Below are 19,229 nucleotides of genomic sequence, written 5' to 3' on the forward strand. Positions count from 1 at the left end.
GCCCCCGAGAGGGCCGGCGACGAGATCGCAGGATAAGCGGTCCCGGAGGAAACGAAAGGGCGAGGGATGAAGCTTCCGATCCTCGGAGCGGCCGCATTGGCGGCCGTCATGATAGTCGCGGGCGGGCCGCTGACCGCGCAGTCGCCGCCGCAGGACGACAGCGAGAAGGAGATCGAGCGCTATCGCCAGATGCTCTCGGACCCGTTCTCGAATCCGGGCTTCCTGGCGGTCGATCGCGGCGAAGCGCTGTGGGCCGAGAAGCGCGGCACCAAGAACGTCTCGCTGGAGGGCTGCGATCTCGGCGAGGGGCCGGGCAAGCTCGAAGGCGCCTTCGCCAAGCTGCCGCGCTATTTCGCCGACGCCGACAAGGTGATGGACACCGAGCAGCGCCTGCTCTGGTGCATGGACAAGCTGCAGGGGCTCGACACCAAGGATGTGGTCCTGCGGCGCTTCTCGGGCCCGGCGCGGGCATCCGATATGGAGGACCTCGTCGCCTTCATCGCCAACAAATCGAGCGAGATGAAGATCCAGCCGCAGCTCTCCCATCCCAAGGAGAAGGAGATGGCGGCGGTCGGCGAGGCTCTGTTCTACACCCGCGGCGGCGTCAACGACTTCTCCTGCGCCACCTGCCATGCCGAGGAAGGCAAGCGCATCCGCCTGCAGGGCCTGCCCAACCTCTCGGTCAAGGGCAAGACCGCACAGGAGACGATGGGCTCCTGGCCGACCTACCGGGTCTCGCAGAGCGCACTCCGGACGATGCAGCACCGGCTTTGGGATTGCTATCGCCAGCAGCGCTGGCCGGTGCCGGAATACGGCTCGGAGGCCCTGACCGCGCTCACCGTCTTCCTGCAGAAGCAGGCCGAAGGCGGTGAGATCAAAGTTCCGTCGATCAAGCGCTGAGGGGAAACGTCATGATCAGGACACTCATTCCCTTCGCAGTAGTGCTCCTCGCAGCAGGCGGGGCCGGCGCACAGGAGCGCCCGTCGCAGGCCGTGATCGACGCTTATCTGAAGTCGACCTTCGGCAAGGCCTCGGCCGAATGGCAGGCCAGGATCAAGCCGGACGACTCGCTTTCGGTCTGCAACACGACCCGCAACAACCCGTCCTCGGCCGACTCCGAGGCGATGCTGAAGCGCGAGAGCGCCCGCGTCGTCTACCCTGCCGACGGCAAATTCCTCGGCGACTGGAAGAAGGGCTATCAGGTCGCCAATAACGGCCGTGGCGGCCAGTTCTCCGACCCGCCCGGCACGGTCGCCGGCGGCAACTGCTTCGCCTGCCACCAGCTCGACCCGAAGGAAGTGAGCTACGGCACGCTGGGGCCGAGCCTCGCCGCCTATGGCAAGGACCGGAAATACGATCCGGAGACAATCAAGGACGCCTACACGAAGATCTACAATTCGATGGCGGTGGTGCCCTGCTCGAACATGCCGCGCTTCGGCGTGAACAAGGTGCTCGACGAGCAGCAGATCAAGGACGTGATGGCCTATCTCTTCGATCCGGAATCGCCGGTGAACAAGTAGGGGCAGCCGGCATTGCGGCCACATCCGTCATTGCGAGCGCAGCGAAGCAATCCAGGGGGACGTAGCGCTCTGCCGCTCCTGGATTGCTTCGTCGGCTTCGCCTCCTCGCAATGACGACTAGGGAACCGCCGCCTTTGGAACTCACTGCACCGATCGATCCTCGGAGCGCTCCATGCTGACGCGTCGCCTGTTCGTCACCGCCGGAGCCTGCGCCCTGGCCTCACCGGCCCTGGCGCAGGTCGTCGCGACGCTCGGCTCCGGCGAGGAGACGCTGACCGTCCTCAGCGACGGCAGCTTCGAGTTGCCGCTCTCGATGCTGGCGCGCGATATCGCGCCGGCGGAGCTCGCCGCCGAGGCGAAGCAGACCGGACCGACGCGTTCGGTCCTCAACGTCACCTGCCTGAAGCGCGGCAAGGACGTCATCCTGTTCGATTGCGGCTCAGGCGCGAACTTCCTGGCGGGTTCCGGCAAGCTCGGCGAGAGCCTGAAGACGGCGGGGATCGAGCCCGATGCGGTGACGCATGTGCTGTTCACGCATCTCCATCCCGACCATTTCTGGGGCGCGCTCGACGAGTTCGACAGCCCGCTCTTTCCCAATGCGCGCTGGCTGGTGGCAGCGCCTGAGATCGGCTTCTGGAGCGATCCCAAGGTCTATGCCGGCCTGCCCGAGGATCGCCACGCCTTCGCCGCCGGGGCGCAGCGCATCGCCAAGGAGCTCGGCGACAAGCTCGAACGGGTCGAGCCCGGCCGCGAATGGCTGCCGGGGATCGAGGCGGTGGCGACGCCCGGCCATACGCCGGGCCATGTCTCGTTCGCCTTCAAGGCAGCTGGCGGGCCGGTGATGGTGCTCGGCGATGCGCTGACGCATCCGCTGATCTCGTTCACGCGACCGGACTGGCGCCCGGCCTCCGACCATGACGCCGATCTCGCCGTCGCGACGCGGCGCAAGCTGCTCGACCGGCTCAGCCAGGAGAAGACGCAGATCATCGGCTACCACCTGCCCGGCGCGGTCGGGCGCGTTGAGCGGCAGGGCACGGCCTATCGCTTCATCGCGGCGACCTGATCAACCGCGCAGGTAGAATTTCGCCTTGTCGGGCTTGAAGGTCCAGGGCAACCCGGCATTGCGCCAACCGTTCACGCTGCGCCGGCCTTCCGGCGAGAGATCGCCCTCGAAGCCCTCATACTGGTTATAGGCCTGGGTGAAGCCGGCCTCGGCGAGCTTGTCGACCGCCCGCGCCGAGCGATCGCCCGAGCGGCACATGACGATGACGCGGTCGGTCTTGGCGAGGCCTTTCGCCGCCAGCAGCCGGCCGACATCCTGTGAGAAGGTCGCATTCGCTTCGAGCTTGTAGCGGCCTTCCTTGTCGTCCCAGTCCCAGAACTCGGTGACATCGACGAAGGGCACATTGCCGTCGATCGCCGGCGCCCAGCCGGTGAACATCATCTCGGCGCGGGTGCGGACATCGACGAACAGGGTTTTCGTGCCCTCGCGCGCCACCACATCGGCCGCCTCCCGCGGAGTCATGTAAAGGCCGAGCGTGGTCTGCTTGGCCTTGGCGATACCGGCCTGCGGGCCGGCTGCCGGTGCAGCCTGCTGCGCCTCGGCGCGAACAGTGATGCCGGCGATGGCCGCCCCGGCTGCGAGCGTCAGGGCATTCCTGCGGTTCATCATGCTGTCCTCATCGATCGAGATTCGTCATCTGGTTTCGGGCAAGCGCCATCCTCGGCTGGATTGGCCGACAGAGTGGCCGCGGGAGCTCGTCACAAGCTGTTCAGCGGAACCCTGAGGAAGCGCTTGCCGCTCTCGTCCGGCTGCGGCAGCTCGCCGGCCTTCATGTTCACCTGCAGCGAGGGGATGATCAGCCTGGGCATGGCGAGCGTCGCGTCGCGCGCCTCGCGCATCGCGACGAACGCGTCCTCGCCAATGCCGTCGCGGACATGGATGTTATGCTCGTGCTGCTCTGCGACCGTCGTCTCCCAGCGGATCTCGCGGCCGTTCGGGCCATAGTCATGGCACATGAACAGGCGGGTCTGCGGCGGCAGCGCCAGCACCCGCTGGATCGAGCGGTAGAGCGTGCGCGCGTCGCCGCCCGGGAAGTCGGCCCGGGCCGAGCCGCCATCCGGCATGAACAGCGTGTCGCCAACGAAGGCGGCATCACCGACCACATGGGTCATGCAGGCCGGGGTATGGCCGGGCGTATGCATGGCGAAGGCCTTCAGGCCGCCGATCGCATAGCTGTCGCCGTCGGCAAAGAGATGGTCGAACTGGCTGCCGTCGCGCTGGAACGCGGTGCCCTCGTTGAAGATCTTGCCAAAAGTCTCCTGGACGATGGTGATCCGCTCGCCGATGCCGATCCTGCCGCCAAGCTTGTCCTGGATATAGGGCGCGCCGGAGAGGTGATCGGCATGGACATGGGTCTCGATCAGCCATTCGACCGCGAGCTCGCGTTCGCGGACGTAAGCGATGACCTTGTCAGCGGAATCATAGGTGATCCGGCCAGAGGCATAGTCGATGTCCATCACCGAATCGACGATGGCGCAGATGTTCGAGCCGGGATCCTTGACGACATAGCTGACCGTGTTCGTCTGTCCGTCGAAGAAGGCGGTGATCTCGGGCTTGGTCGACAGGTCGACCGGGTGCGGTATCGCGGCCATGTTTCCCTCCTCAGGCCCGGCTCTGCTCGGCCGGTCGAATGGAAGCGCCAGCGGCCCTCGCGAGCCCGCGGGCGATGATCATGCCGGCGAGCATCGCTGCGAGGAAGGTCAGCGCCGGCACGCCGCCGGTCAGCGCCGCGACCAGGGCCGGGCCGGGACAGAAGCCCGCGAGCCCCCAGCCGATGCCGAACAGGACAGCGCCGGTGACCAGTCGTGCATCCGGTCGGCCGGCACTCGGCAGGGCGAAGCGCTCGGCGAACAGCGGGCGACCTCGGGCGAAAGCGAGCCGATAGCCAAGCATGGTGACGGCGATGCCGCCAGCCATGACGAAGAGCAGGCTGGCGTCCCAGCGCCCGGCCGGGATGGCGGCGAGATCGAGGAAATTCAGCACCTTCGCCGGGTTCGACATGCCGGCAAGGATCAACCCGAGGCCGAAGATCAGGCCGATGGCGAACTGGACGAGGATCGACATGGCCGGCCTCACAGCAGGTGCCGAACGACGAAGACGGTCGCGATCGCACTCGCCATGAAGGTCGCGACGGCGATCAGCGAGCGCAACGACAGGCGCGACAGGCCGCAAATGCCGTGGCCCGAAGTGCAGCCATTGCCCCAGACCGAGCCGAAGCCGACGAGCAAGCCGGCGATGACGAGGACCGGGATAGTCGCGGCGATCTGCGGAGCCGGCCAAGCCGATCCTGCAGCATAGACGACAAGGGGTGCGAGCACGAGACCAGCGACGAAGGCGAGACGCCCGCCGGTCTCGCCGTCCGCATCCGACGGCAAGAGGCGCGAGACGATGCCGCTGATGCCGGCGATCCGGCCCTGGAACAGCATCAGCAGCGCCGCCGCCAGGCCGATCATGCCGCCGCCGACGAACGAGGCCACGGGGGTGAACGTGGTCTCGATCATCTCAGCGCCACTCCGCAGGGCGACGGGTGCGATTGCCGGAATCGACATTGACCATGGCCATCTCCTGCACTATCGAATTCCGAATATCAGATATATAGAAAAAACAATATGTCAATCGCAACGCCACCTGCCGCCGAAGCGCCCGCGAGCCCGCCGATCCGCGAGGCGGCCGCGCTTCTCGCCGCCATGGCCAGCCCGCGCCGGCTCACCATCCTCTGCCGGCTCGTCGAGGGCGAGGCGGGGGCCGCCGAACTGGCAGAGATCACCGGATTGAGCCCGGCTGGCGTCGCTTCGCATCTGGCGCAGTTGCGCCGGCTCGGGCTGATCGCCGCACGGCGGCGCGGCATCGCAGTCTTCTTCTCGCTTGCCAGCGACGAGGCGAAGGCCGTGCTGGAGACGTTGCACGCGCTTTATTGCGCGCCGGCACGGGCCATCAGCCGCGCTGCCACAGCCCCCTGATCGAGCCTTCCACCAGGAAGGCGATGCCGATCCGCGCGCCGATCATCATGCCGGCGATCGCCAGCGGCCAGGACAGGGCCAGCATCGAGCCGGCCGAGATACCCTGCCCGATCGTGCAGCCACCGGCGAGTACGCCGCCGCCGCCCATCAGCACAGCGCCGAGGAGATGGCGGCGCATCTCGCGGTCATCGTCGAACGCTTCCCAGCGGAATTCGCGGTCATAGAGCGCCGACAGGAATGAGCCGAGCGTCACGCCGGCGAGCGTGCCGATCCCGAATTCGAGCAGGGCCGAGGGCACGCTCAGCACGGCATAGAGCGCCCGCCCGACCGGCGAGACGAAGGTCAGGCTCTGCGCCCGCGGCACGGTGTCGAAGGCATCGACGGCGACGCCGGTCACCCACCAGCCGGCGACCACAGCGAGGCCGAGCGTCGCCCCAGCGAGCAGCAATCGTGGCGAACGCCGCAGCCGCGGGTCGATGGCGACGATGGCGATCAGGGCGAGCGCGCCGGCAGCGGTGATCAGGACACGTGCAGCCGGGGCGCCGAGATAGCTCAGGATGCCGGCAAGGTCGCCCTTGAGGCCGCCGGGCAGCGGCCAATAGACCTTCTCCAGCACCTCGATCCGGATCGGCGCAAACATGCCGCGCAGCGTCGCATAGGCGACCGCGCCGAACACCATCATCACGATCAGGCTGCGCAGGTCGCCCGAGCCGAGCCGGATCAGCGAGCCGAAGCCGCAGGTGCCGACCAGCGCCATCCCGAGACCGAACAGCGTGCTGCCGACCGCGATCGACAGCCAGGGCAACGCCGGCTGGACATAGGTGGAATTGGCGGGGTCGAGCAGATGCAGCCCGATCAGCGCTTGCGTGCCGATGAGCGCGATCGCCAGTGCAAGGCCGAAGATCCTGAGGCGGCGAGTGTCGCCGCCCATCCAGGCATCCTCGACCGCGCCGAAGGAGCACAGCCGGGCGCGGCGGACGGTGAACCCACAGGCGGCACCCACGGCCACGCCCGCCAGTGCCGCGCCCCAGGCCGGCAGCTCGATCATGGCAGTCGCCGATGAAGGCGGTGGATGCTCACGATTTTCCGGCTTCGGTTCCGGGCGGATTGCAGAAGATGTCGTAGATCACGGCGATGACGCGTCGGACATCGTCGCTGGCGAGGCTGTAATAGATTGCCTTGCCGTCGCGGCGGGTGGTGACGAGCTGGTCGAGGCGCAGGCGCGCGAGCTGCTGCGAGACCATGGGCTGGCGCAGCGAGAGCAGGTTCTCGAGCTCGGTCACGGTGCGCTCCCGCTCGGCCAGCAGGCAGAGCAGCAGCAGCCGGTTCTCATGCGAGAGGGCTTTCAGGAAATCGCTGGCCTTGCGGGCCTTGCGCATCAGCTGGTCAAGCTCGGGCGAGAACTCGGCGCCATCGCGCAGTTCAGTTTCGAGCGCTTTCGAGACGATCGCGGTCATTGGGTCTGCGTGCCTGATCGTTGAACCTGGTCGGGAGTCTCAATGACAGCAACCAGCCGCCCGAGCAAACCCCAGAACATGTCGTCGTTGAGATAGCCGGTGATGCGGCCGACTTCCTCGCCTTCCTCCACCAGCACGAAGGTGGGCGTCGCGATGACCGGCTCGCGCAGCCCCTCGCCGCGCACGCCACCGGCCGGCAGGTCGATCCGCCGCAGCGGCGCCGCCTTGCCCTCACGCGTCTTCGCATAAACCGGCGCGACCTCGCGCTCGAAGCGCAGGCAGAACGGGCAGCCATTGCGCGTGTACATGACGAGCTCGGCCGCGAAGGCTGGCAGCGACAGCAATAGCGGCAACGTGAACGCTGCCGCCGCCCCTGCGCGATATCGCCTGCTTGCAATCATCCTCAGAACATAGTCGTATTCATATGTTTATACCAGAGTCCCGTAGAGGCTCTTGCGGAGGCGACGCCATGATCACACGACGCGGCCTGCTGGCAAGCACGGTGGTGGCGATGTCGGCGGCGCCGGCCCTGGCCAAGGCGAAGCTCGGCGAGGACGGGCTCTATCAGGAAGACTGGTATCTGGAGAGCTTCCTCGATCTCGCCGAGGACCTGACCAATGCTAGCCAAAGCGGTAAGCGCTTCGCGATCCTCTGGGGCCTGCGCAACTGCCCGGCCTGCCGGCGCATGCACGAGGTCCACCTCGCCGACCCGGCGACCGAAGCCTATATCCGCGACAATTTCGCGGTGCTGCACCTCAACATCCTCGGCTCACGCGACGTCACCGATTTCGGCGGCGGCAAGCTGAGCGAGAAGGCGCTCGCCAAGCATTACGGCATCGAGGGCACGCCGGCGATCCAGTTCTTCCCGGCCAGCGCCAACGGGCTCGCGGCGAAGCCACCGAAAGAGCGCGAGGTTGCGCGCATGGCCTCGCTGCCCGAGCCGCAGGCCTTCATCGCCCAGTTCCGCGCTGTCAAGAACGGCGTGTGAAACCGAGGCATCCGGTCGTCTAGACCAGCGCCAGCATGTGCAGGCCGACGAAGCAGCCGGCCCCGGCTCCGATCAGCAGGAGCGGGTTGACCGGCGTCAGCATCAGCAGTGCGGTCGAGAGCAGGGCGAGACCGCGCGCGAACCAGCCGCCGTCGAGTGCCTGGATCAGGACATAGCTAGCCGCCAGGATCATCCCGGCCGCGACCGGCCGCAGGCCGGTTTCCAGTGCAGTGAGGATGCGGGCGCCCTGATAGCGCGACCACAGGCTGGTCACCGCATAGATCAGCACGGCGGTCGGCCCGAAGATGCCGACGGTCGCGGCGAGCGCTCCCCAGAAGCCGGCGATCTGCCAGCCGATCAGCGTCGCCAGCAGCGAGCCCGGCCCCGGCGCCAGCCGGGCGATGGCGAAGGCGTCGACGAATTGCGAGGCGGTCAGCCAGTGGTTCACGTCGACGATCTGGCGATGCATGTCGGCGATCGCGCTCTGGCCGCCGCCGATCGTGACCAGCGACAGCGGCAGGAAGACGAGGAGGATGCTGAAGGCAGTCGGCGGCATCGCTGGCGTCCTCAGCCCTGATGGTAGGCGACGGCGATGCTGAGCGAACCGATGCCCAGCACGGTCCAGAGCAGCGGCCAGTGCAGCACCACGACCGCGATGAAGGTCGCGGCCATAACGGCGAGCGGGAAGATCCGCCGCGGCACCCGGCGCGCCGCCGTCAATCCCATCGCCAGCGAGAGGCCGATCGCCGCGGCGGCCGCGCCGTCGAGTGCGACATGGCTGAGCGCATAGCCTGAAATCGAGGCGAAGGCGCTGCCGATCAGGACGATGACGATCGCGGCCGGGACGACGATGCCGAGCCAGGAGACGGCGGCGCCGGCCCGCCCCGCGAGCCGGTAGCCGATCCAGATCGCCATGTTGGTGACGTTGACCCCCGGCAGCGCCTGCGCGATCGAGAGGCCGTTGAGGAAATCCTCCTCGCTCAGCAGACGGCGGCGCTGGACGAACTCCCGCAGCATCCATCCGCTGAGGCCGCCGCCGAAGCTGGTCAGGCCGATCCGGGCGAAGATCAGGAAGAGCTGCAGCGGCGTCGGCCGCGGGACATCTGTCTCGGACATGGGCGTTCGTGGCTGCGGCGTCTTTAAGCAAACAATGCAGGCTTTGCGCCGCCAGACCAGCGCGATGCCGCATATCCGGCATGAGTGCCAAGACGTGGTCTGCGCTGCCTGCAAGAAAATCGCAAAAGGCGCTTGACCTTACCATCGCTGGAAGGTGCAGGCTGCGGCAATCATCATTCGAAGGATCCTGCCACCATGTGCTCCTGCCAGCAGCATTCGACCACCACCTCGGCCACAATGCCCGATCCCGGCGGTGCTATCAGCTTTCGCGTCGAGGACATGACCTGCGGCCACTGCGCCGGCACGATCAAGCAAGCGGTCGAGGGCAAGGTCCCCGGCGCCTCCGTCACCGCCGATCCCGGCTCGAAGCTGGTCAGCGTGCAGGGCAGCGCCGATGTCGCCGCGATCAGGTCTGCCATCACCGCGGCCGGCTATACGCCGAGCGCGGAACTGGTCGGTTGAGGCGGGACATGACGAAGGAACTCACCCTCTCCCGCCGCGCGCTGCTGGTTGGCGCCGCCGCATTCGGGCTGTCGCGCTCCGCCAGCGCCGCCGAGACGCTGCCGAAGATGGTCGTGACGCGCGATCCGAATTGCGGCTGCTGCGGCAACTGGGTCAAGCATGTGCAGGCGGCAGGCTTCCCGGTCGAGGTGGTCGAGGTCCCGGACGTCGCGCCGCTGAAGACGAAGCTCGGCGTGCCCGACGCGCTCGCCTCCTGCCACACCGCCGAGATCGGCGGCTATGTGCTGGAAGGCCATGTCCCGGCCGATGCGATCAAGCGCCTGCTCGCCGAGAAGCCGAAGGTGACCGGCCTCGCCGTCGCCGGCATGCCGGTCGGCTCGCCCGGCATGGAAGTGCCGGGGCAGGCGCCCGACAGCTACGACGTCGTCGTCTTCTCGGCCGGCCGGCAGAACGTCTTCGCGCGCTATCGCGGGGCGCAGCCGATCTGACGATCCCGTGTCCGCAGCGGAGGGACAGTCTCAGTCGAGTTCCGATCGCCGGCCGGTCCGGAACAGCTCCAGGATGACCTCCCGCGCCCAGCGCAGCATGGCGTTCTGGGCGTGGCGCCGGCTCCAGTGCAGCGCGACACTGAAATCGCGCTGCGGCAGCGCCGGTTCGAGCAGCGCGAAGGCGCCGATCGGCTCGAGGTGCAGGCCGATCTGACGCGGCATCAGCACGGCGAGGTCGGTGGCGCGGATGATCGGCGGCAGCGCCATGAAGCTGGAGACGACCAGCCGGATGCGCGGATCGAGATGCAGCATCTCCAGCATCCGCTGCGTCTGGGCATGCGAGCGCACGGCGACGAAGTCGAGCTTCGCGATATCATCCGCACTCAAGGCGCCGTCGACGACCTGGCGCGTCACCGGATGGTCGGCGCGGACGAAGACCTGATAGCGGTCGCTCAGCATCTCCGCATGGGCGGTGCCGCCCACGGTCGGCAGGAAGCCGAGCGCGAAATGCAGCTGGCCATTGTCGAGCGCCTCCGAGATCGCCTCATGCGGCCAGGCGCGTGCGACGATGCGCAGGTTCGGCGCGATCTCGCGAAAACTGGTCATCAGCGGCGGCAGGAAGCGGCCTTCGCCGATATCGCTGAGATGCAGGCGCAGCTCAGCATCCGTCGTGGCAGGGTCGAAGTGCTCACCCTCGTTGAGGCCCGCTTCCAGGAGGGCCAGCCCCGCCTGGACCGAATGCGCCAGGCGCTCCGAGCGCGCAGTCGGCCTGACGCCACCGGCGACGCGCTCGAACAGCGGGTCGCGCAGCAGCAGGCGCAGCCGCGTCAGGGCCTGGCTGGTCGCCGGTTGCGAGAGCCCGAGTTCCTCGGCGGCGCGGCTGACATTGCGGGTGCGGTAAACCGCGTCGAACAGCCTCAGCAGGTTCAGGTCGATCGAATCGATATTCGCCATACGAATAAGACTTAGTCGCTTCATCTAATTGAGCAATGGCGAGCATGTCGTCACAGTGCCCCCAATCCGAGGGACGCGCATGCCAGCCGACAACACATCCTCTCCTGCCCGCCCGAGCGTCCGCGAGGCCGTGCTCGACCTGTTGCGCCAGCTTGGGATCGACACGGTGTTCGGCAATCCCGGCTCGACCGAATTGCCGATGTTCCGGGAGTACCCGGAAGACTTCCGCTATGTGCTCGGCCTGCAGGAAGCGGTCGTGGTGGGAATGGCCGACGGCTATGCCCAGGCGACGCGCAACGCGGCGCTGGTCAACCTGCACTCGGCCGCCGGTGTCGGCCACGCCATGGGCAACATCTTCACGGCGTTCAAGAACCAGACGCCGCTCCTGATCACCGCCGGCCAGCAGGCCCGCTCGATCCTGCCTTTCGACCCCTTCCTCGCCTCGGTGCAGGCGACGGAGCTGCCGAAGCCTTACGTCAAATGGGCGATCGAGCCGGCGCGCGGCGCTGATCTGCCGCTGGCCCTGGCGCGGGCCTACCATATCGCGATGCAGCCGCCGCGCGGCCCGGTCTTCATCTCGATCCCGGCCGATGACTGGGACCAGCCCGGCGAATTCGTGGTGCCGCGCCGCGTCAGCCAGGCGCTTGCGCCGGCGCCGGACGCGATCGCCGCGATCGCCGAACGCCTCAACGCCAGCAAGCGGCCGGCCTTCGTCGTCGGCGCCGGCGTCGCGCGCGATCAGGCCGTCGCCGCTGTCGTCGCGCTGGCCGAGCGCCATCAGGCCTCGGTCTATGTCCCGCCGATGTGCGCACGCTGCGGCTTCCCCGAGCGCCACCCCCAGTTCTGCGGCTTCCTCCCGGCGATGCGCGAGAAGATCGTCGAGCGCCTGGCGCCGCACGACTTCATCCTGGTGCTGGGTGCACCGGCCTTCACCTATCACGTCGAGGGCAACGGCCCGCATGTCCCTCCGGGCGCGCAGCTCGCCCAGATCGTCGACGATCCGCAGCAGGCGGCCTGGGCGCCTGTCGGCGACAGCGTCGTCGCCAGCCTCGATCTCGGCGTGCGGGCGCTGCTCGCTGCGAGCGCGCCCCAGGCCGGACGCGAGGCGGCATTGTCTCGCCCCGTCCCGCCGGTGCCGTCGCCTGGCGTGCCGATGTCGGCCGCCTTTGCGCTCTCGGTGATCGACCGCGAGCGTCATACCGACGACGTCGTGGTCGAGGAGGCGCCGAGCACGCGCTCGACCATCCAGACCTATCTGCCGATGAGCGGCGCAGACAGCTTCTACACCATGGCGAGCGGCGGCCTCGGCCACAGCATGCCGGCCGCGGTTGGCATCGCGCTGGCACGCCAGCGGATGAAGCTGCCGGGCCGGGTGATCGCGCTGATCGGCGACGGCTCCAGCCTCTATTCGATCCAGGCGCTCTACAGCGCGGCGCAGCTCAACCTGCCGATGACCTTCCTGATCCTCAATAACCGCCGCTATGCGGCGCTGCAGGATTTCGCGCCGGTCTTCGGCTACGCGCCGAACGACAAGCCGGCCGGGACCGAACTGCCCGGTATCCACTTCACGCAACTGGCGGGTGGGCAGGGCGTGCCGGGCGAGCGCGTCGAGCGGCCCGAGGATCTTGCCCCGCGCCTGCGCGCCGCCTTCGCCGCGCCTGGCCCGAACCTGATTGACATCGTGATCGCCTGAGCTTCGAGGATCGAGAGATGACCAGCACCGAGACCATCAATCTCCTGATCGGCGGCAAGGCGGTCGCGGCGACCGGCGGGCGCGTCTTCGAACGGCGTAATCCGCTCGACGGCTCCGTCGCCAGCCGTGCCGCAGCGGCGACGCCGGACGATGCACGCGCAGCGGTCGATGCCGCCGCCCGCGCCTTCCCCGCCTGGTCGCAGACGTCCCCCGCGAAGCGCCGCGAATTGCTGGTCAAGGGCGCGCATGCGCTGGAGGCCCGCGCCGCCGACTTCACCGCCGCGATGTCGGCCGAGACCGGCGCTTCCGCCATCTGGGCCGGCTTCAACGTCCATCTCGCCGCCGACATGCTGATCGAGGCAGCCTCCTTGACGACGCAGATCAGTGGCGAGGTCATCCCTTCCAACGTCCCGGGCAGCCTCGCCATGGCGGTGCGCCAGCCGGCCGGCGTCGTGCTCGGCATGGCGCCGTGGAACGCGCCGGTCATCCTCGCCACCCGCGCCGTCGCGGTGCCGCTTGCCTGCGGCAACACCGTCGTGCTGAAGGGTTCGGAGCTCTGCCCGCGCACCCATGGGCTGATCATCGCGGCGCTGCAGGAAGCGGGGCTGCCGGAGGGCGTCGTCAACTTCGTCACCAATGCGCCGGAGGACGCCGCCGAGGTCGTCGCGGCGATGGTCGGACATCCGGCGGTGCGGCGGGTCAACTTCACCGGCTCGACCCATGTCGGGCGGATCATCGCGAAACTCTGCGCCGAGCATCTGAAGCCGGTGGTGCTGGAACTCGGCGGCAAGGCGCCGGCACTTGTGCTCGACGATGCTGATCTCGATGCGGCGGTCGCCGGCATCGCCTTCGGCGCCTTCGCCAATTCCGGCCAGATCTGCATGTCGACCGAGCGCATCGTGGTCGACAGCAAGATCGCCGACGATTTCGTCGCGCGGCTCGCCGCGAAAGCGCAGAAGCTCCCACTCGGCGATCCCCGCAAGGGGCCGGTGGTGCTCGGCTCGGTCGTCGACATGAAGGCGGTCGAGCGCTGCAACGCCCTGATCGACGACGCGCTCGCCAAGGGCGCGACTTTGGTCTGCGGCGGCAAGGCGGAGACGACCTTGTTCCCGGCGACGCTGCTCGACCATGTCACTCCGGCGATGCGGATCTATGGCGAGGAGAGCTTCGGCCCGGTCAAGGCGATCGTGCGCGTCGACGGCGAGGAGGCGGCGATCGCCTGCGCCAACGACAATCCCTATGGGCTCTCGGCCGCGGTGTTTACTGGCGACACCGCGCGCGGCTGGCGCGTCGCGGCCCGCATCGAATCCGGCATCTGCCATGTCAACGGCCCGACCGTGCATGACGAGGCCCAGATGCCGTTCGGCGGCGTCAAGAACAGCGGCTATGGCCGCTTCGGCGGGCGCGCCGGCATCGAGGCCTTCACCGAACTGCGCTGGCTGACGCTGCAGACCACGCCGCGCCACTATCCGTTCTAAGGCCAGGCGATGAGCGCCCTGCGCATTTCCATTCTTGGCGCCGGCGCGATGGGCTCGCTGTTCGGCGGGCTCCTGGCCGAGGCCGGGCATGAGGTCGAGCTCATCGACGTCAACCCGGCCCAGATCGCGGCGGTGCGCGAGCATGGGCTGCTGATCCGCAACGATGCCGGCGAACGGCGGCTGACGCTCCCGATCTTGCGGCCGGAGGAGGCGACGACGCAGCCTGACTGGCTGATCGTCTTCACCAAGGCGATGCATACGCAGGGCGCGCTGGCGGCGGCCAGGCATCTCATCGGGCCGCAGACACGCCTGCTCAGTCTACAGAACGGCCTCGGCAATGCCGAGAAGCTGGCGGGCTTCGCCGATGCCTCGCGCATTGCCATCGGCATGACCACCGTCCCGGCCGATCTCGTCGCCCCCGGCGAGGTGCATTCGCACGGCGAGAGCAAGACCCGCGTCGTCATGGTCGACGGCAGCACGGACGCCGCGCTCGATGAGCTGGCGGCGGCGCTGGACGCGGCGGGGTTGCCCTGCGCTGCTGATCCCGATGCGGTCGTCGCGATCTGGGAGAAGGTCGCCTTCAATGTCGCGTTGAACAGCCTCTGCGCGGTGACGCGGCGCACGGTCGGCGGCCTCGGCAGCGCATCGGACGGGCGCCGGCTCGCTCACGCCGTCGCCAGCGAGGTTCTCGCGGTCGCGCAGGCGGAGGGCCTCGCGGTCCTGCCCGAGCGCAGCCATGCGACGATCGACCATGCGCTCGACCATCATGGCGGGCACAAACCCTCGATGCTGCAGGACCTGCTGGCGAAGCGTCCGACCGAGATCGAGACGCTGAACGGCGCCGTCGTCCGTATCGCCGAAAAGCACGGCATCGCGGTGGCGCGGACCGAGGCGCTCTACGCCCTCGTGAAAATGGCGGAACAGGACGCATGACGGCCTTTCGGACCATCCATCCGCGACGCGCCCAAGGCGTGCTCCCGCCGTTCAATTTTCCAGTTGCATGTTATTTAACATGTGAAATAGTTTTCGAAGCGCCGGGTGAAGAGGGATCGCACGGCTGACGGGCATGCAAGGGAGCGGGCTCCGGCCTCGTTTCCGTGCGAAGCATCACAGAGGCGGAGCGATCCGCCTGGCGGTCGGAACGCGCGGAAGCAAGCGCGCCGACGGCGGACAAGGGGAGGAAGGCCGATGCAGGAACCCGTGCCGGGCGTGCCGGCGAACGATCCGATCATCTTCGGGCCGTCGGGGCGCGTGCTGCTGGCGGTCGCCAAGGTCCTGGCGATCATCGGAGGGCTGCTCTTCGTCGGCCTCGTCGTGATGTCGATCGTCTCGATCGTCGGCCGCAAGCTGTTCTCTGCTCCCGTTCCCGGCGATGTCGAGCTCCTGCAGATGATCGCGGCCGCGGCTTCCGCCGCCTTCTTCGCCTATTGCCATCTCAACCATGGCGACGTGAAGGTCGACTTCTTCACGGCCGCCGCCCCGCCCTGGGTCAACCATGCGCTCGACGCCTTCGGCTCGCTGCTGGTCGGGCTCGTCGGCGCGGTCATCACCTGGCGCGTCTATGTCGGCGCGGTCGGTACCCGTCAGGACGGCGAAACCTCGGCGATCCTCGACATACCCATCTGGTGGGCGCAGATCGCGATGGTGCCGGGCTTCGCACTGCTGGCGCTGGCCGGCTTCTACATGGCGACACGCCATGCCCAGGAAGCGACGCGCCGCGGGGAGATCCGTGGATGAGCGGGATCTCGGTCGGCTTCACCATCTTCGCCTGCCTGCTGGCGCTGATGGCGTTTCGCGTGCCGATCGGCATCGCGATGTTCGTCGCCGGCTCCGGCGGCTATGTCTACCTGATGGGCGGCAACTGGACGCCCTGGCTCAACATCCTGAAATCCATCCCCTATGCCCGCCTGTCGAATTACGACCTGACGGTCATCCCGCTCTTCCTGCTGATGGGCCAGTTCGCCACCCATGGCGGGCTGTCGGCGAGCCTGTTCCGTTGCGTCAGCGCCTTCATCGGCCATCGCCGCGGCGGCGTCGCCATGGCGGCGATCGGCGCCTGCGCCGGCTTCGGCGCGATCTGCGGCTCCTCGCTTGCGACCGCGGCGACGATGGGCCAGGTCGCGCTACCGGAGCTGCGCCGCTACCGCTATTCCGGCAGCCTCGCCACCGGCGCGCTCGCAGCCGGCGGCACGCTCGGCATCATGATCCCGCCCTCGGTGCCGCTGGTGATCTATGCGATCCTGACCCAGGAATCGATCGGCAAGCTGTTCATGGCGGCCGTCCTGCCCGGGCTGATCGCGATGTTCGGCTACATGTTCGTCGTGCAGCTGATCGTGCGGCGCAATCCGGAAGCCGGGCCGGCCGGGCCGCGCGTGCCCTGGCCGGAGCGGCTCAAGGTGCTCGCCGGCGTGTTCCCGGTGATCCTCGTCTTCGTGCTCGTCATCGTCGGTATCTATGGCGGCTGGGCGACGCCGACCGAAGCGGCTGCGATCGGCGCCGCGGCCTGCGGCGCGATCGCGGTGATCAGTGGCGGAATGCGCTGGCGCGGCCTGATCGACAGCGCGCTCGGCACGGCGCAGGCGACGGGGATGATCCTGCTCGTCCTGCTCGGCGCCGACATGCTGAACACAGCGCTCGCCTTGTCGCAGATGCCGGCCGAGCTTGCGGCCTGGGTCAAGGACAGCGGCCTCGCCCCGCTCCTCGTGCTGGCGATGATCCTCCTGATCTACATCCTGCTCGGCTGCGTCATGGATTCGCTGGCGATGATCCTGCTGACGATCCCGATCTTCTATCCGATGATCGTCGGGCTCGATTTCTACGGCATGTCGGTCGAGGACAAGTCGATCTGGTTCGGCATCCTGGCGCTGATGGTGGTCGAGATCGGCCTGGTGCATCCGCCAGTCGGCATGAACGTCTACATCATCAACCGCCTCGCCAAGGACGTGCCGCTGGTCGAGACCTTCAAGGGCGTGATGCCCTTCCTGGCCTCCGACCTCGTCCGCATCATCCTCCTCGTCGCCTTCCCCTCGATCTCGCTCGTCCTGGTCAAGGCATTCGGCGCGCTGTGAGGCCGTTCACAACTAGGCAGACAACGACAGCACAGGCAGAAAACACACAGGGAGAGCAGCATGAGCAAGCAGCAGACATCCATCCTCGGCCGGCTCTGCGCCGGTCTCGTCCTCGGCGGGCTGGCGAGCCTCGCCTGCCTCTCGCAGGCGGCGGCGCAGCAGGTCATCATCCGCGTCCATCATTTCCTGCCCTCGACCTCGAGCGCGCAGGTCAAACTGATCCAGCCCTGGTGCGACAAGATCGCCAAGGAGTCCGGCGACAAGCTGAAATGCCAGATCTACCCGGCGATGCAGCTCGGCGGCACGCCGGCACAGCTCTTCGACCAGGTGCGCGATGGCGTCGTCGATGCGATCTGGACCGTGCCGACCTATGCAGCCGGCCGCTTCGCCAAGTCCGAGGTCTTCGAGCTGCCATGGATGGTGGTGACGGCCAAGGCCGGCAGCCGCGCCTTCTGGGACTATGTCGAGAAGAATGCCGAGGACGAGTTCAAAGGCGTCAAGCGCATCTTCATGCATGTCCATGACGGCGCGCTCTTCCACTTCACCAGCAAGCAGCCGAAGACGCTTGCCGACATGAAGGGCCTGAAGATTCGGGCCGCGACGCGCGCCAACTCGAAGATGCTCGCGGCGCTCGGCGCGACCCCGGTGCAGATGCCGCTGCCGGCCGTGCCGGAATCACTTGCCAAGGGCGTCGTCGATGGCGCCGCCGTGCCGTGGGAAGGCTCGCCATCGATCAAGCTGGCCGAGATCGCCAGGTACCATCTCAACGTGCCGGCGGGAGCGCCGCGCATTTCGAACACGATCTTCCTGTTCGGGATGAACCAGGCGAAATACGACGCCCTGCCGGCCGACCTGAAGAAGGTGATCGACGCCAATAGCGGCCCGGAGACCTCGGCCTGGGCCGGCGAGATCGGTTTCGACGCGGTGGTCGAGCCCTTCAAGAAGCAGGCGGCGGATCTGGGCGGCGTCTTCTATGACCTGCCGCAGGACGAGTACAAGCGCTGGGTCGACGCCACCGCCTCGGTCGAGGAGGAATGGGTCAAGGAGGTCAGCGCCAAGGGCGCGGACGGCAAGAAGCTGCTCGCCGAAGCCCGCGCGCTGATCCAGCAATACGGCAAGTGAGCTGAGGCTAGATCGCGTCGACGACGCCATCCGAGCAGGCAGACGCACCAGAACGTCAGGTGCGGCTCCTGCTGGATGATCAAGCAGACCCCATGGCGCCTGTTGCCGGGCGTCATGGGAAGCGATCGGCTAACGAATCTCGCCGCGCACCTGATCTGTCAGAAATGCAGAACCGGGCCGGATCCCGAGACCGTCAAGCCCCGCGCTCAGCCTGACGCCCCGGCTATGCCTGCAGGCTCTATTGAGGGGGGTGCAAAAGATCGCGCCGGCTACAGAGAATGCAAATGCGTACCTGCAGAGACTTCAGGAGGAGATGTCTGGAGCGCCAGGATACCCAGCCAGTTTCGCGGCACCAATTTCTTCAAGCGGTTACGACTGCCTGGATGAACGAAACACGCATGTTTTGTAGCAAGCGAGTGTAGCAGACGGGGCAGGAGCTGACGCCCACCTTCCCTGCGAGCTGACAGGTAGGGGGCCGCTTCCGGGCGGTTCAGTGCGGTAAGGGCAGCACGGCCGGAACTGGCCCTTGGCTAACGTTCAGCTTATCCCCTTCGCAGCCCTGAACTCATGTTCAGCGACGCCGAAACAGCTTCAGAGTCGGCCAAGCCGATTGTCCAGGCCGGCCACGCCGAGGTTCGGCCGCTTATCCAAAATCGGAGCTGTGAAGCATGACTGCTCGCCACGACCTATTCCTGGCGTGGTGCGTCTCGGCTTCGGCATTGGCAACTCTTCCAACCTGTCGCTGCCGATCGCCAAACCGGCGAAAGCCGCAGGAGTGTGATGTAGATCACATACGGTGTCGTGATACCGATCACATGGTGGCACATGCTATCAAGGGCCCCCGAACAGATTACAGCCGT

Annotated in this window: 23 protein-coding genes; 13 read left to right on the plus strand and 10 right to left on the minus strand. The window is 67.5% G+C overall.

Annotated elements, in window-relative coordinates; all coding sequences use genetic code 11:
• The first annotated feature begins 108 nt into the window (after window positions 1-108).
• The 3 genes from soxA (at window position 109) to GV161_RS06000 (ending at window position 2,583) form a co-directional block, all read left to right on the plus strand.
• A complete protein-coding gene (soxA, locus tag GV161_RS05990) occupies window positions 109-900 on the plus strand; it encodes a sulfur oxidation c-type cytochrome SoxA (RefSeq protein WP_244624200.1) in 792 nt (263 codons plus the stop codon).
• Window positions 901-911: 11 nt separating this feature from the next.
• Complete coding sequence (soxX, locus tag GV161_RS05995) at window positions 912-1,520, plus strand: sulfur oxidation c-type cytochrome SoxX (RefSeq protein WP_152015565.1); 609 nt, start codon at window positions 912-914, stop codon at window positions 1,518-1,520.
• Window positions 1,521-1,692: 172 nt separating this feature from the next.
• Window positions 1,693-2,583, plus strand: coding sequence for an MBL fold metallo-hydrolase (locus GV161_RS06000; RefSeq protein WP_152015564.1), 891 nt, complete (start codon window positions 1,693-1,695; stop codon window positions 2,581-2,583).
• Here GV161_RS06000 and GV161_RS06005 read toward each other — a convergent pair whose 3' ends face one another.
• The 4 genes from GV161_RS06005 to GV161_RS06020 all read right to left on the minus strand — a co-directional run bounded on the left by GV161_RS06005 (window position 2,584) and on the right by GV161_RS06020 (window position 5,084).
• Window positions 2,584-3,192, minus strand: coding sequence for a rhodanese-like domain-containing protein (locus GV161_RS06005; protein ID WP_152015563.1), 609 nt, complete (start codon window positions 3,190-3,192; stop codon window positions 2,584-2,586).
• Window positions 3,193-3,281: 89 nt separating this feature from the next.
• Window positions 3,282-4,175 carry an MBL fold metallo-hydrolase gene (locus tag GV161_RS06010; protein WP_152015562.1) on the minus strand — a complete coding sequence of 298 codons (894 nt, stop codon included), beginning with the start codon at window positions 4,173-4,175 and terminating at the stop codon, window positions 3,282-3,284.
• A 10-nt stretch (window positions 4,176-4,185) separates the two neighbouring features.
• Window positions 4,186-4,647, minus strand: a complete 462-nt coding sequence (locus GV161_RS06015; protein ID WP_152015561.1) for a DUF6691 family protein — start codon at window positions 4,645-4,647, stop codon at window positions 4,186-4,188.
• An 8-nt stretch (window positions 4,648-4,655) separates the two neighbouring features.
• The gene (locus tag GV161_RS06020; protein WP_152015560.1) at window positions 4,656-5,084 is read right to left on the minus strand and encodes a YeeE/YedE family protein; all 429 of its coding nucleotides are present in this window, start codon (window positions 5,082-5,084) and stop codon (window positions 4,656-4,658) included.
• A gap of 108 nt (window positions 5,085-5,192) precedes the next feature.
• Here GV161_RS06020 and GV161_RS06025 point away from each other — a divergent pair, with 108 nt between their 5' ends.
• The gene (locus GV161_RS06025) at window positions 5,193-5,543 is read left to right on the plus strand and encodes a metalloregulator ArsR/SmtB family transcription factor (protein ID WP_152015559.1); all 351 of its coding nucleotides are present in this window, start codon (window positions 5,193-5,195) and stop codon (window positions 5,541-5,543) included.
• On the opposite strand, the gene GV161_RS06030 is transcribed toward GV161_RS06025, so the two are convergent.
• From GV161_RS06030 to GV161_RS06040, 3 genes are read right to left on the minus strand one after another with little or no spacing between them, the layout of a single operon-like run.
• Window positions 5,518-6,591, minus strand: a complete 1,074-nt coding sequence (locus GV161_RS06030; protein WP_152015558.1) for a YeeE/YedE family protein — start codon at window positions 6,589-6,591, stop codon at window positions 5,518-5,520. The genes GV161_RS06025 and GV161_RS06030 overlap by 26 nt on opposite strands.
• Window positions 6,592-6,619: 28 nt before the next feature.
• Window positions 6,620-7,000, minus strand: a complete 381-nt coding sequence (locus GV161_RS06035; RefSeq protein ID WP_152015557.1) for a metalloregulator ArsR/SmtB family transcription factor — start codon at window positions 6,998-7,000, stop codon at window positions 6,620-6,622.
• Entirely contained in the window at window positions 6,997-7,308 is a 312-nt protein-coding gene (locus GV161_RS06040; protein ID WP_244624159.1) for a thioredoxin family protein, read from the minus strand. Before GV161_RS06040 ends, GV161_RS06035 begins: the two co-directional genes overlap by 4 nt.
• 161 nt (window positions 7,309-7,469) lie before the next feature.
• Here GV161_RS06040 and GV161_RS06045 point away from each other — a divergent pair, with 161 nt between their 5' ends.
• Window positions 7,470-7,988 (plus strand): thioredoxin family protein, encoded by a 519-nt coding sequence (locus GV161_RS06045; protein ID WP_152015555.1) that lies wholly within the window; start codon window positions 7,470-7,472, stop codon window positions 7,986-7,988.
• A 19-nt stretch (window positions 7,989-8,007) separates the two neighbouring features.
• Here GV161_RS06045 and GV161_RS06050 read toward each other — a convergent pair whose 3' ends face one another.
• Complete coding sequence (locus GV161_RS06050) at window positions 8,008-8,544, minus strand: chromate transporter (RefSeq protein WP_152015554.1); 537 nt, start codon at window positions 8,542-8,544, stop codon at window positions 8,008-8,010.
• Between the two features lie 11 nt (window positions 8,545-8,555).
• Window positions 8,556-9,104, minus strand: a complete 549-nt coding sequence (locus GV161_RS06055) for a chromate transporter (protein ID WP_152015553.1) — start codon at window positions 9,102-9,104, stop codon at window positions 8,556-8,558.
• 195 nt (window positions 9,105-9,299) lie between these two features.
• Here GV161_RS06055 and GV161_RS06060 point away from each other — a divergent pair, with 195 nt between their 5' ends.
• Together GV161_RS06060 and GV161_RS06065 are read left to right on the plus strand one after the other, a co-directional pair.
• On the plus strand, window positions 9,300-9,566 hold the full coding sequence (locus GV161_RS06060) for a heavy-metal-associated domain-containing protein (RefSeq protein ID WP_152015552.1): 267 nt from the start codon (window positions 9,300-9,302) through the stop codon (window positions 9,564-9,566).
• A gap of 8 nt (window positions 9,567-9,574) precedes the next feature.
• Window positions 9,575-10,054 (plus strand): DUF411 domain-containing protein, encoded by a 480-nt coding sequence (locus GV161_RS06065; RefSeq protein ID WP_152015551.1) that lies wholly within the window; start codon window positions 9,575-9,577, stop codon window positions 10,052-10,054.
• Window positions 10,055-10,084: 30 nt separating this feature from the next.
• Here GV161_RS06065 and GV161_RS06070 read toward each other — a convergent pair whose 3' ends face one another.
• Window positions 10,085-11,008: a LysR family transcriptional regulator gene (locus GV161_RS06070; RefSeq protein ID WP_201302992.1), complete on the minus strand. Its 924-nt coding sequence runs from the start codon at window positions 11,006-11,008 to the stop codon at window positions 10,085-10,087.
• A 79-nt stretch (window positions 11,009-11,087) separates the two neighbouring features.
• Between GV161_RS06070 and mdlC the strand changes: the two genes are divergently transcribed.
• The 6 genes from mdlC (at window position 11,088) to GV161_RS06100 (ending at window position 18,369) form a co-directional block, all read left to right on the plus strand.
• Window positions 11,088-12,701, plus strand: coding sequence for a benzoylformate decarboxylase (mdlC, locus tag GV161_RS06075; RefSeq protein WP_152015550.1), 1,614 nt, complete (start codon window positions 11,088-11,090; stop codon window positions 12,699-12,701).
• Between the two features lie 17 nt (window positions 12,702-12,718).
• Complete coding sequence (locus GV161_RS06080; RefSeq protein ID WP_152015549.1) at window positions 12,719-14,179, plus strand: aldehyde dehydrogenase; 1,461 nt, start codon at window positions 12,719-12,721, stop codon at window positions 14,177-14,179.
• A 9-nt stretch (window positions 14,180-14,188) separates the two neighbouring features.
• Window positions 14,189-15,112 (plus strand): 2-dehydropantoate 2-reductase, encoded by a 924-nt coding sequence (locus GV161_RS06085; RefSeq protein ID WP_201302993.1) that lies wholly within the window; start codon window positions 14,189-14,191, stop codon window positions 15,110-15,112.
• 255 nt (window positions 15,113-15,367) lie between these two features.
• The gene (locus GV161_RS06090; RefSeq protein WP_152015548.1) at window positions 15,368-15,916 is read left to right on the plus strand and encodes a TRAP transporter small permease; all 549 of its coding nucleotides are present in this window, start codon (window positions 15,368-15,370) and stop codon (window positions 15,914-15,916) included.
• Window positions 15,913-17,247 (plus strand): TRAP transporter large permease, encoded by a 1,335-nt coding sequence (locus GV161_RS06095; RefSeq protein ID WP_152015547.1) that lies wholly within the window; start codon window positions 15,913-15,915, stop codon window positions 17,245-17,247. Before GV161_RS06090 ends, GV161_RS06095 begins: the two co-directional genes overlap by 4 nt.
• A gap of 60 nt (window positions 17,248-17,307) precedes the next feature.
• On the plus strand, window positions 17,308-18,369 hold the full coding sequence (locus tag GV161_RS06100) for a TRAP transporter substrate-binding protein (RefSeq protein ID WP_152015546.1): 1,062 nt from the start codon (window positions 17,308-17,310) through the stop codon (window positions 18,367-18,369).
• The last annotated feature ends 860 nt before the right edge of the window (window positions 18,370-19,229 follow it).

It is taken from the genome of Bosea sp. 29B, from assembly GCF_902506165.1.
Taxonomy (GTDB): domain Bacteria; phylum Pseudomonadota; class Alphaproteobacteria; order Rhizobiales; family Beijerinckiaceae; genus Allobosea.